The 11,193-nt window shown below is 68.1% G+C and carries 16 protein-coding genes; 10 read left to right on the top strand and 6 right to left on the bottom strand.

Annotation, left to right across the window (positions count from 1 at the left end):
- From RT123_RS06275 to RT123_RS06255, 5 genes are all read left to right on the top strand, one after another.
- On the top strand, positions 1-648 hold a 648-nt coding region (locus RT123_RS06275), incomplete at its 5' end, for an FAD-binding protein (protein ID WP_313008385.1).
- Between the two features lies 1 nt (position 649).
- Positions 650-1,444: a succinate dehydrogenase iron-sulfur subunit gene (locus tag RT123_RS06270; RefSeq protein ID WP_055755116.1), complete on the top strand. Its 795-nt coding sequence runs from the start codon at positions 650-652 to the stop codon at positions 1,442-1,444.
- Positions 1,445-1,497: 53 nt separating this feature from the next.
- The gene (locus RT123_RS06265) at positions 1,498-1,818 is read left to right on the top strand and encodes a 2Fe-2S iron-sulfur cluster-binding protein (RefSeq protein WP_313008384.1); all 321 of its coding nucleotides are present in this window, start codon (positions 1,498-1,500) and stop codon (positions 1,816-1,818) included.
- A gap of 1 nt (position 1,819) precedes the next feature.
- A complete protein-coding gene (locus RT123_RS06260) occupies positions 1,820-2,635 on the top strand; it encodes a kinase (RefSeq protein ID WP_313008383.1) in 816 nt (271 codons plus the stop codon).
- 9 nt (positions 2,636-2,644) lie between these two features.
- Complete coding sequence (locus RT123_RS06255) at positions 2,645-3,007, top strand: PilZ domain-containing protein (RefSeq protein ID WP_313008382.1); 363 nt, start codon at positions 2,645-2,647, stop codon at positions 3,005-3,007.
- A gap of 9 nt (positions 3,008-3,016) precedes the next feature.
- On the opposite strand, the gene RT123_RS06250 is transcribed toward RT123_RS06255, so the two are convergent.
- Together RT123_RS06250 and RT123_RS06245 are read right to left on the bottom strand one after the other, a co-directional pair.
- Positions 3,017-3,886, bottom strand: a complete 870-nt coding sequence (locus tag RT123_RS06250) for an HAD family hydrolase (RefSeq protein ID WP_039246730.1) — start codon at positions 3,884-3,886, stop codon at positions 3,017-3,019.
- A 35-nt stretch (positions 3,887-3,921) separates the two neighbouring features.
- Entirely contained in the window at positions 3,922-4,434 is a 513-nt protein-coding gene (locus RT123_RS06245; protein ID WP_313008380.1) for an S-type pyocin family protein, read from the bottom strand.
- A gap of 108 nt (positions 4,435-4,542) precedes the next feature.
- On the opposite strand from RT123_RS06245, the gene coaBC reads away from it, so the two are divergent.
- Positions 4,543-5,772 carry a bifunctional phosphopantothenoylcysteine decarboxylase/phosphopantothenate--cysteine ligase CoaBC gene (gene coaBC / locus RT123_RS06240; RefSeq protein WP_313008379.1) on the top strand — a complete coding sequence of 410 codons (1,230 nt, stop codon included), beginning with the start codon at positions 4,543-4,545 and terminating at the stop codon, positions 5,770-5,772.
- Positions 5,769-6,224 carry a dUTP diphosphatase gene (dut, locus tag RT123_RS06235; protein ID WP_313008378.1) on the top strand — a complete coding sequence of 152 codons (456 nt, stop codon included), beginning with the start codon at positions 5,769-5,771 and terminating at the stop codon, positions 6,222-6,224. The genes coaBC and dut overlap by 4 nt, the downstream gene beginning before the upstream one ends.
- A gap of 4 nt (positions 6,225-6,228) precedes the next feature.
- On the opposite strand, the gene RT123_RS06230 is transcribed toward dut, so the two are convergent.
- Both RT123_RS06230 and secB read right to left on the bottom strand, forming a co-directional pair.
- On the bottom strand, positions 6,229-7,179 hold the full coding sequence (locus RT123_RS06230; protein ID WP_313008376.1) for a DMT family transporter: 951 nt from the start codon (positions 7,177-7,179) through the stop codon (positions 6,229-6,231).
- 9 nt (positions 7,180-7,188) lie between these two features.
- The gene (gene secB / locus RT123_RS06225; RefSeq protein WP_017505358.1) at positions 7,189-7,701 is read right to left on the bottom strand and encodes a protein-export chaperone SecB; all 513 of its coding nucleotides are present in this window, start codon (positions 7,699-7,701) and stop codon (positions 7,189-7,191) included.
- 198 nt (positions 7,702-7,899) lie between these two features.
- Between secB and timA the strand changes: the two genes are divergently transcribed.
- Together timA and RT123_RS06215 are read left to right on the top strand one after the other, a co-directional pair.
- Positions 7,900-8,538 (top strand): TIM44-related membrane protein TimA, encoded by a 639-nt coding sequence (timA, locus tag RT123_RS06220; protein WP_313008393.1) that lies wholly within the window; start codon positions 7,900-7,902, stop codon positions 8,536-8,538.
- Positions 8,538-9,662: an MltA domain-containing protein gene (locus tag RT123_RS06215; RefSeq protein ID WP_313008375.1), complete on the top strand. Its 1,125-nt coding sequence runs from the start codon at positions 8,538-8,540 to the stop codon at positions 9,660-9,662. Before timA ends, RT123_RS06215 begins: the two co-directional genes overlap by 1 nt.
- Here RT123_RS06215 and RT123_RS06210 read toward each other — a convergent pair.
- Positions 9,659-10,084 carry an organic hydroperoxide resistance protein gene (locus RT123_RS06210; protein ID WP_313008374.1) on the bottom strand — a complete coding sequence of 142 codons (426 nt, stop codon included), beginning with the start codon at positions 10,082-10,084 and terminating at the stop codon, positions 9,659-9,661. The two genes, RT123_RS06215 and RT123_RS06210, sit on opposite strands and share 4 nt — an antisense overlap.
- Before the next feature lie 119 nt (positions 10,085-10,203).
- Between RT123_RS06210 and RT123_RS06205 the strand changes: the two genes are divergently transcribed.
- Entirely contained in the window at positions 10,204-10,671 is a 468-nt protein-coding gene (locus RT123_RS06205; protein WP_313008373.1) for a MarR family transcriptional regulator, read from the top strand.
- Here RT123_RS06205 and RT123_RS06200 read toward each other — a convergent pair.
- Positions 10,668-11,135, bottom strand: coding sequence for a universal stress protein (locus RT123_RS06200; protein WP_039246719.1), 468 nt, complete (start codon positions 11,133-11,135; stop codon positions 10,668-10,670). The two genes, RT123_RS06205 and RT123_RS06200, sit on opposite strands and share 4 nt — an antisense overlap.
- Between the last annotated feature and the right edge of the window lie 58 nt (positions 11,136-11,193).

Below are 11,193 nucleotides of genomic sequence, written 5' to 3'. Positions count from 1 at the left end.
GTGGTTCCGGGCCTGATGGCCGTGGGCGAGGCGGCGTGCGTTTCGGTGCACGGCGCCAACCGCCTGGGCTCCAACTCCCTTACCGACCTGGTGGTGTTCGGCCGCGCCGTCGGCCTGCGCTGCGGTGAAGTCGTCGACAAGGCCTCGGCCGTGCCGTCGGCCTCCAAGAGCCAGACCGACCAGCACCTGGCCCGCCTGGACCGCTTCCGCTACGCCGACGGCTCGACCCCGACCGCCGAGCTGCGTCTGTCGATGCAGCGCGCGATGCAGGCCGATGCGGCGGTGTTCCGCACCGGCGAGACCCTGCAACAGGGCACCGACAAGCTGCGCGCCATCGAGGCGGCCGGCGCCGACATCAAGACCACCGATCGCGGCCTGATCTGGAATACGGACCTGGTCGAGACGCTGGAGTACGACAACCTGATCGCCCAGGCGATGGTGACGATCGAGGGCGGCCTGAACCGCACGGAATCGCGCGGCGCCCACGCCCGCGAGGACTATCCCGATCGCGACGACGTCAACTGGATGAAGCACACCCTGGCGTGGAAGCGTCCGGGCGAGCAGGTCCAGATCGATTATCGTCCGGTCCACAACTACACCATGTCCGACGACATCGCGTATATCGAACCGAAGGCGCGGGTTTACTAAGATGGTCCAGCTTACTCTCCCCAGAGGCTCCAAGCCGACGACCGGCAAGGTCCACAAGGCCGCGCCGGGCTCCAAGGACGTGAAGACCTACAAGGTCTATCGCTACGATCCGGAAACCGACGCCGATCCGCGCTGGGACACCTACGAGGTGCCGACCGGCGACCACGGCCCGATGCTGCTGGACGCCCTGATCCACATCAAGAACACCATCGATCCGACCCTGTCGTTCCGGCGCTCGTGCCGCGAGGGCATCTGCGGCTCGTGCTCGATGAACATCGACGGGCGCAACGCCCTGGCCTGCACCAAGGGCTGGGACGAATGCGCGTCCAACAACATCACCATCTCCCCCCTGCCCCACCAGCCGGTGGTCAAGGACCTGGTGACGGACCTGAGCCTGTTCTACGCCCAGTACGACTCGATCCAGCCATATCTGCAATCGGACGAGCCGGACCCCGAGAAGGAACGTCTGCAGACCCCGGCCGAGCGCGAGAAGCTGGACGGCCTGTACGAGTGCATCCTGTGCGCTTGCTGCTCGACCTCGTGCCCCAGCTACTGGTGGAACCAGGAAGAATACCTCGGCCCGGCGGCGCTGCTGCAATCCTATCGCTGGATTTCCGACAGCCGCGACGACGCGACCCAGAAGCGTCTGGACGACCTGGAAGACCCGTTCAAACTGTATCGCTGCCACACGATCATGAACTGCGCCCAGGTCTGCCCCAAGGGTCTGAACCCGGCCAAGGCCATCGCCGAGACCAAGAAGCTGATGGTCGCGCCGAGCCGCAAGAAGGCGGCCTGAGTATCCGGCGCCGGGGGCCTTGCCTCCGGCGCCGCCTCGTTTAAGAGCGGCGCATGGCCAGCATCACCTATATCGAGCATGACGGAACCGAGCACGTCGTCGACGTGAAGTCGGGGCTGAGCGTTATGGAAGGCGCGATCCGCAACAATGTGCCGGGCATCGACGCGGACTGTGGCGGGGCCTGCGCCTGCGCCACCTGCCATGTCTATGTCGACGACGCCTGGCTCGAGGTGACGGGCAAGCCGTCGGCGATGGAAGAGTCGATGCTGGACTTCGCCGAAGAGGTCGAGCCGAACAGCCGCCTGTCGTGCCAGATCCGGGTGTCGGACGCGCTGAACGGCCTGATCGTGCGGTTGCCGGAAAACCAGCACTGAAATGATCGACGCGGGGCTGATCGACCAGATCGGCCGATGGATCGACCCGCGCACCGAGGCGATGGGCCAAGACGGTCCGCCGCCGATCCTGGGGATCGCGGGATCGCAGGGTTCGGGAAAATCGACCCTGGCCAAAGCCGTCGCCGAGCGGTTCGGCGGGGCGAGCCTGTCGCTGGACGACGTCTACCTGACGAAGGCGGAGCGGGCGGCCATGGCGGCGCGGGTGCATCCGCTGTTCGCCACGCGCGGGCCGCCGGGGACGCATGACCTGGGCCTTCTGAACCGTCTGCTGGATCGGTTGCAGGCGGCGGCGCCGGACGATCTGACGCCTCTGCCGCGTTTCGACAAGCTGGCCGACGACCGGGCGGCCGAGGCGGACTGGCCTGTCGTGAAGGGTCGGCCGCGGGTCATTGTGCTGGAGGGATGGTGTCTTGGCGCGACGCCGCAGGCTGAGACGGATCTGGTTGCACCGATCAACACCCTGGAGGCCCGGCAGGATGTCGAGGGCGAGTGGCGCAGGACGGTCAATGCGGCGCTGGGTCAGCCCTATGGCCGCCTGCGCGCGCGGCTGGACGCCCTGATCTTTCTGAAGGCGCCGGGGTTCGATGTCGTGCTGGACTGGCGCTGCGAGCAGGAGGCGGGATTGATGGGGCAGGACGCCGTATCACCCGAGCGACGCGCGGCCCTGGCGGTCTTCATCCAGCATTATGAGCGCCTCAGCCGGCATATGATGACGGGCGGCGTGGAGGCGGACCTGATCGTCGCTCTGGACCGGGACCGCGGGGTTCGCAGCCTTGAAGGCGGGCTTGGCGCCTGAGCCGCATCTGTGCGTTATCGGACCATGAGCCTGTTTGGATCCAAGCCCGCCGTCGAGCCCGACCGCCGCATGGGCGCGCGCCGACCCGCAAACGCGCGCGGCGTCATCTGCGCGCCCGGCCTGGAGACGGCGTGTCTGATCGTCGATCTGTCGGACGCGGGGATGAAGCTGCGGCTGGACCGGGGCGGGGCCTTGCCGCGCGAGGTGGTGGTGGTCGATGTGGCCGCAGGCGTCGCCTATCCCGCCACCCTCGTCTGGCAGCGCGGGCAGGAGGCCGGGCTGAGGCAGACCGGGGCCAAGTCGCTGAGAGGCCTGGCGCCGGCGAGGCTGATCCCCGCGCGCGACGCTTGGCTGAGGGCCGGCGGGCGCTGATCGGCCGGGCTAGTCCGCCGTGTCGGCGGGCATGGAGCCGGCGTTGATGGCGATGCGGCCCACCAGCCCCTTGACGATCAGATCCAAGGCCGATCCCTCACGATAGTCGGCGGCGGCGACAAAGTTCACCCGGTCCTCGGAGATCAGGGAATAGACCTTCTTCTGATCCCGCTCGTTGGAGCGCGGGTCATAGACGGCGATCGAGAAACCGCCCTTGGTGTGCATCATCTTCATAGTCGGCACGTCGGTGTCGCCGTCGCCGATGAAGATCATCCGGTCGAAGGGCACGGCGCGCTCGTCGTCGGGGATGAAGTGGTTGATGCGTTCGTGCTCCCAGTGGTTCTTCACACCCTTGTTGATGCGGAACAGATACTGGGTCTTGGTGGTGTAGTTGACGCCGACCGCCGGCCAGGCGGCTTCGCCCTTGTCGTCATAGACATAGTGGGAGGCGAAGACGTGGGTCAGGGCGGGGCGGATCGGCGTGCCGTCGATCATCTCCTCCAGCCCGGCGGAGATGATGTAGTGTTCGATCTCCAGCCCGTACTTTGCGCCGAAGGCGTTCATCCGGTCGAACCAGCTCAGGTCCTTCAGACCCTCGAACAGGGCCACGGCCTCGCCGTGCTGGCGCAGCGTCTCACGCGTCACCGGGGCGCCGTTCTGACGCGCGTGGTGCAGCATCAGCTGCATGTACATCAGGATGCCGTCGCCGTCGGCGTCCTTGGTCAGGCGCTCGGCCTCTTCCCAGAAGGCGCCGATGCCCATGCCGACGGAGGGGATGAAAGACACCTCCTGCATATTGCCGCGCGCCAGGGTGCCGTCGAAATCATAGATCAGGGCGGTTTTTAGCAGCGGGGTCTTGGGTTCGGCCGTATCGGACATGGGGCGAGATCCTTGGTGGAAGCCCGCCCTCTATATCAGCCCGCCGCGCCCGTCGATTGGCGCCGCTGGCCGAACGTGGGCGCCGCCGCCTTCTGCTCGGCCCAGTAGTCGGCGCCCGTCGTCGGTTTGAACATGGTGCGCGGCGACCCGTTGCGGGCCACCACGGCGAAAGTGTTGGTCGAGGCCTGATAGATCAGGGTGTCGCCATTGGGCCGTTTGACGGTCTCGGCGTCGCGCGGAGGCTTTGTCGTGAAAGCCGTGACCTTGGTCAGATAATCCTCGGCTGAGCGCGCGCCGAAGTCTGCGCCGTTGCGGTCGTAGAGACGGGCGATCTTGGCGTCGACGGTTTCGCGCCGATTGGCGGTCAGGACGGGTTTGACCTCCTCGGTCGTCGTTGTGGAGACCGAGACGTCCACCGGACCAGCCGAAGCGATGGGCGTGGTCGTGGTCGTGGTTCTTTCTCGCGTCTCGACCGCCGAGCTATTGTCGCAGCCGGCAAGCGCCAGCAGACCGCACAGGACCAGCGCGGTCCCTCCCCTCGTCAGCATTCTCATTCCTCCCTCCAGATACCCGCTGGACGCGACGAAAGCACAACTTTATTGTTCGTGCAATGTTCTCGTCTCGACGGCGTCACACGCGGCGGCTAGACCGTGGGCATGGACAATCGCCCCCTTTTAAACCGCAAGATCCTGCTGATCGTGGGCGGCGGCATCGCGGCCTATAAGGCGCTGGAGCTGGTGCGGCTGATCGCCAAGGCGGGCGGGCAGACGCGGGTGATCCTGACCGAATCCGGGACCGAGTTCGTGACGCCCCTGTCGCTGGCGGCGCTGAGCGGTCATCCGGTGCGGTCGGGCCTGTTCCACCCGGACGACGAGACCAGCATGGGGCATATCGAGCTGTCGCGCTGGGCCGATCTGGTGGTGGTGGCGCCGGCGACGGCGGGGCTGATCGCCAAGGCGGCGAATGGTTTGGCCGACGACTTGGCCTCGACCACCCTGATCGCCACGGACAAGCGGGTGCTGTTGGCGCCGGCGATGAATGTGCGGATGTGGGAGCATCCGGCGGTCCAGGCCAATATGGAGCGGTTAAAGGCCTTTCCGGGCTTTCACGGCGTGGCGGTGGTGGGGCCGGATGACGGAGAGATGGCCTGCGGCGAATACGGACCGGGCCGGATGGCCGAGCCGGCCGCGATCCTGGAGGCCATTGTGGGCCTGCTGGCAGGCGTGGCCGGACGACCGCTCAAGGGACGCAAGGCCGTGGTCACCGCCGGGCCGACGTTCGAACCGATCGATCCTGTGCGGGGCCTGACCAATCGCTCCAGCGGCAAACAGGGCTACGCCATCGCCGCCGCCCTGGCCGAGCTGGGGGCCGAGGTGACGCTGGTGTCGGGGCCGACGGCGCTGGCGGCGCCGACCGGCGTGACGCGGATCGATGTCGAGAGCGCGCTGGAGATGCAGGCGGCGACGCAGAGCGCCCTTCCCGCCGACATCGCCGTGCTGTCGGCGGCCGTCGCCGACTGGCGCGTCGACACCATCGCCGGCGGCAAGATCAAGAAGGGACCCGGCGGCCCGCCGACCCTGGCCTTGATCGAGAACCCCGACATCCTGGCCGGCGTCGCCGCGCCCGGTCCGAACCGCCCGGCTCTGGTCATCGGCTTCGCCGCCGAAACGACGGATTTGGAGGCCAATGCGCGCGCCAAGCTTTCGCGAAAGGGCTGCGACTGGATCCTGGGCAACGACGTGTCCGACGACGTGTTCGGATCGGACGGCAACGCCGTACTGCTGGTCACCGCCGATCGGACCGAGACCTGGCCGCGCCAGTCCAAGACCGCCATCGCCCGGGCTGTCGCCGCCCGCATCGCCGATCATTTCAAGGCCCCCGAATGACTGAGACCTCGATCCAGATCCTGCGCCTGCCGCATTCCGAAGGCCTTCCCCTCCCCGCCTATGAGACGGCCGGTTCGGCGGGCATGGACCTGCGCGCCGCCGTGCCCGAGGATCAGCCGATGACCCTGGCCCCGGGTCAGCGGATGCTGGTGCCCACGGGGCTGAAAATCGCCCTGCCGCTGGGCTATGAGGCTCAGGTGCGGGCGCGCTCGGGACTGGCGCTCAAACACGGCATCATCTGCCCCAATGCGCCGGGGACCATCGACAGCGACTATCGCGGCGAGTGCGGCGTGATCCTGGCCAACATCGGCGCCGAGCCCTTCGTCATCCGCCGCGGCGACCGCATCGCCCAGCTGGTGATCGCCCGGCATGAGCGCGCGGAATGGATCGAGGTCGAGACGCTGGACGAGACCGCGCGCGGGACTGGCGGTTTCGGATCGACGGGGCGCTGACGCCCTAAACCAGCGGCGCGGTCGGCTGGATGAGGCTGGCCTTGCGGCGGATATGTTCGCGCCAGGCGGTGTAGAGGCCGCTGCTCGCGATCAGGGCGGCGCCGGCCAGGGTGGTGAGGGTGGGCGTCGCGGCCATCAGCCACCAGCCGAAGACGATGGCGCCGACGACCTGGAGATAGTCGAAGGGCGCGACCACGGCGACCGGGGCCTTTTGCAGCGAGGCCGTCATGAACAGCTGAGCCAGGCCGCCGGCGATGCCCGATCCGATCAGCAGGCTGAAGGTGCCGAGCGCGTGCCAATGGCCGACGAAGGGGAGCAGGATCGCCCCCACGACCGAACAGGCGACGAAGAACCAGAAGACGATGGCGGCGACGTGTTCGGTGTCGCGCAGCTGTCGCAGCGTAATGGTCACACCGGCCGTCAGCACCGCCCCGATCAGGGCGAAGGCCACGCCCGCCAGCGGCAGGACCGAATGGCCGACGCCCGGTCGCATGACGACGATCACGCCGATGAAACCGACCGCAACGGCGGCCCAGCGGCGCGGGCCGACCGCCTCCTTCAGCAAGAAGAAGGACAGGATGGTGGCGAAGATCGGAGCGGTGAAACTGAGGGTCGTCGCGTCGGCGAGAGGCAGCAGCGTCAGCGTCTGGAACAGGCACAGGATGGCCGCGACGCCCAGGGCGCTGCGTCCCAGATGAGCCAGGGGGCGGCGCGTCGACAGGGCCGAGAGGCCGCCCGGCTGGGTCAGCACCCAAGCCAACACCACCGGCAGGCCGAAGAAGGCGCGATAGAACAGCATTTCCGGCGCCGCGACGCCGTCCTGCGACGCCAGCTTCAACGTCGCCGTCATGATCGAAAAACAGCCCGCGGCGGCGACGCGCAGAAGAATGCCGCGGACGATGTCCTCGCCCGCGGCATTCGATGGATCAGGCGAAGGCCGCGCGGCGGCGACCATGTCGCGCGCTTAGGCCTGGCCGGTTTCGACCGGCTGCTGGGCGATCTGTTGCTGGCGCGCGATGTAGATGGCGGCGAAGTCGATCGGGTCCAGCTGGAACGGGGGATAGAAGCCGCCGTCGGCCGTGGCGCCCGAGATGATCTCGCGCGCGAACGGGAACAGGTAGCGCGGGCATTCGATCAGCAGCAGCGGCTCGATGTCCTGCTCCTGAACATTGGCCAGCTGGAACAGGCCGCCATAGACCAGTTCGACGTGGAAGACGGGCTGGTTCTCGTGCGTCGCCTTGATCGACAGCTTCAGATCCAGTTCGAACAAGCCGTCGGGGCGGCCCTGGGCGGCCATTTCGACGCCGAGGTCGATTGCGGGCTTGCCGTCGATGCGCAGGGATTCCGGGGCGCGCGGGTTCTCGAACGAGAAGTCGCGAACGTATTGCGCCAGGATGCGGAAGCCGGGACCGGCGGGTTGGCCCTGTTGGGCGTCGCCTTGCTGGGGCTGTTCGGCGGGAGGAGCGGCGTCGGTCATGAAACGGTCTTTGGCGCAGTTTGGGGCCGATGAGGCCGGAATGAGGCGCCGCGACTACCATGCCGGGACGCTTGGCCGCAACGTCGCGCGCGAGATTGGGGGCGCGCTTCGCCTTGCCTCACCCTATATGAGCCCGTAATCACGCCAGACTAAGTGTTTGGCGCACCCGTCGTTCGCTACAGGAATCTCCTCTTGAACATGCCGGTTCAGTTCCAGGTCGTCGTCTTCGCCTTCGTCGCAGCCTTTGTGCTGTTCCAGCTCTACAATGTGCTGGGCAAGCGGGTGGGCCGTCAGCCGCAGGAAGACGCCAAGATCGCGCCGCCCGGCCCGGCCCAGGCCGAAACGCCCAAGGTCGCGGCGATCGACCCGGCGACCCTGGCCTCCATCGCCAGCCTGAAAGCGCGCGATCCGGCGTTCGACCCGGCCCGTTTCCTGGACGGCGCGCGCCAGGCCTATGAGACCATCGTCCGCGGCTACGCCGCCGGCGACCGTGCCGCGCTGAAGCCGTTGCTGAAGCCCAACGTCTTCGCCTCGTTCGAGGCCGGCATCGCGGCGCGCGAGACGCGTGGCGAGACCGAGACGGTCGAGTTCCTGTATCCGCCCCGGGCCGATCTGGAAGGCGCGGTCGCCGAGGGCGACAAGGCCGTGGCCAAGGTGCGCTTCCTGGCCGAACTGCGCAGTCGGGTGACCAAGGCCTCGGGCGAAACGGCGGACGCGACAACGGGCGAGCCGCTGGTGGAGGAACGCCGCACGGCCGAACACTGGACCTTCGAACGCACCCTGGGCGCGACGGACCCGAACTGGGTCCTGGCGCGCGTCGAGCCGGCCAACGCCTGATGGCGGTTCGCGGCCGGTCGGGCGGACTGGCGACGCTGACGGCCGCCCTGGCTGTCGCGGCCTGTTCGACCGGGCCGATGACGCCGACTGGCGCGACAGGGACGACAGGGCCTCAGACGGGGCCGGTTCCCTATACGCCCTCGCCCAATCCGACCCCGCCTCCCACGCCGTCTGACGCCCTGAGCCCCGCCGTACTGCCGGGCTGGAGCCAGGAGGACCATCTGGCCGCCTTCCGGGCCTATGTGGACGGGTGCGGCGCGGCGCGTGACGAGGCCGCCCGCCGGGTCTGCGGACGCGCCAAGGCCATGGCGACGACGATGACGATCACGCCGTCGCAGGCGCGCGCCTTCTTCGAGGCCAGCTTCAGCGCGATCCCGGCTCAGACGCCGGACGGGCGACCGGGCCTGCTGACCTCCTATTTCGCGCCCGAATATCCGGCGCGGCGACGACCGGACGCCGAGTTCTCGGCCCCCGTCCTGCCCAAGCCCGCCAATCCACGCGCGGCCGGCGACCGGACCTATATCGAATCCGCCGCACGGCCCGAGCAAGCCTTGGCCTGGATGCGGGCCGAGGACCTGTTCTTTCTACAGATCCAGGGGTCGGGCTATCTGACGTTCGAGGACGGCACGCGCGGCCGCGCCGCTTATGCCGCCGACAACGGCAAGCCGTTCGTGGGCATCGCCCGACCAATGGCGCAGCAGGGATTGTTGCCGCAGAACGGCACCTCTGGCGACGCGATCCGGGACTGGCTGGCCAGCCACCGCGGCTATGAGGCGCAGGCGGTCATGGCGCTGAACCCACGCTACATCTTCTTCCGGCTGGACTCGGACGATGACGGCCATCCGGCGGGGGCGGCGGGCGTGCCCCTGACCGAGCGGCGGGCCATTGCGGTCGATCCGGCGCACTGGCGCTATGGCGAACTGGTCTGGCTGGAGGCCGATGGGGGCAATCTGCGCGGCGCCACGGCCAGCTATCGCGGTCTGGCCATGGCGCTGGACACGGGATCGGCCATTCGCGGACCGGTGCGCGCCGACCTCTATATGGGGCGCGGCGGCCGCGCGGGGGCCGAGGCCGGGACCGTGCGCCACCCCTTGCGAATGTGGCGCCTGGTCCCGAAGGGTTAGGCGACGGTCAGGGTCACCGCGATATTGCCCCGCGTGGCGTGCGAATAGGGGCAGACGGTATCCGCCTCGGCGACAAGGGCTTCGGCATCGGCGCGATCCACGCCTGGCAGGCTGACCTCCAGCGCCACCTCAAGTCCGAAGCCCCTGTCGCTGCGCGGACCGATGCCGACCGTGGCGCTTACGGCGGCGTCGGCAGGCACCTTGGCGTAACCGCCCTGAGAGGCGACGAACTTCATGGCGCCAAGGAAGCAGGCGGCATAGCCAGCCGCGAACAGCTGTTCGGGGTTGTTGCCGACGCCGGCGCCGCCCAGCTCCTTGGGCGTGCCCAGGGCGACATCCAGGGCGCCGTCGGTGGTGGCGGCACGGCCGTCGCGGCCACCCTTTGCGACGGCGGTGGTGCGGTACAGGGTGTTGGTGGACATGGAAATCAGCTCCGAAAGGCCATAAATGTCGTGCGCGATTTAATCGCGTGCCGTGATTTAGTGCGCCGGGTAGGAGGCGTCAAGCTTGCGATTGTATCGCGTGCGATTATTATTGGCCTATGAGCTCACCCGCCCCCTCGCCTGCCGCCATGGCCGTCGACGACATGCTGTGTTTCGCCGCCTATTCGGCGAACCTGGCGTTCAACCGGTTCTACAAGCCGCTGCTGGACCGGATGGGCCTGACCTATCCGCAGTTCCTGGCCATGGCCCTGCTCTGGCGTGAGGACGAACAGACGGTTGGCCGACTGGGCGAGCAGCTGTTTCTGGAATCCAACACCCTGACCCCTCTGATCAAACGACTGGAGGCGGCCGGGCTGGTGACGCGCGCCCGCGACAAGGCGGATGAGCGGGTGGTGCGCGTCAGCCTGACCGACGCAGGACGCGCGTTGGCTGTCGAGGCCGCCTGCCTGCCGCAATCGGTATTGGACGCCACCGAGATGACGCCCGAAGCCCTGACCGACCTGCGCCAAGGCCTGGGGGCGCTGCGCGACAAGCTGCGTGCCGCCCAGCCGCCGGCCGAGGGCTAGGCCAGGTCTTCGATCTCGTCTTCGGTCAGTTCGCCGGGGACGATGGTGACGGGCAGTTTGCGGCCGCCGATCTGCGCGCCCTGTTTGATGATGGCCGAGACCAGCGGGCCGGGGCCGCGCGAGCTGGTTCCGGCGGCCAGCACCAAGATCTTGATCTCAGGGTCGGCGGCGACGACCTTCTTGATCGCGGCCTGGGCTTCGCCCTTTTCAATCAGGAAGACCGGCGCGGCGCCGGAGCGGGTCTGCGCCTCCTCGCCCAGGCGGTTGAGCAGAATTTCCGCCTCCTGGCGTTGCTGGCGTTCGATTTCCTCGCGCACGCCCGACCAGTGGGCGTCGCTGTCGGTCGGCAGGACGCGCAGCATGACCACGCGCCCGCCCGTCGATTTCGCCCGGCGCGAGGCAAACCGCAGGGCGGCCTCGAACTCCGGACTGTCGTCGACGACGACGAGGAATTTTCTCGGCATTGCGGCCTCCCCAGCCTGATCAGCGGCTGAAGAGGCCGTGAGACGGCGGCTTCGTCAA

The sequence above is a fragment of the Brevundimonas vesicularis genome, from assembly GCF_032067225.1.
GTDB classification, from domain to species: domain Bacteria; phylum Pseudomonadota; class Alphaproteobacteria; order Caulobacterales; family Caulobacteraceae; genus Brevundimonas; species Brevundimonas vesicularis_F.
This window is presented reverse-complemented; position numbering and strand designations above follow the sequence as displayed.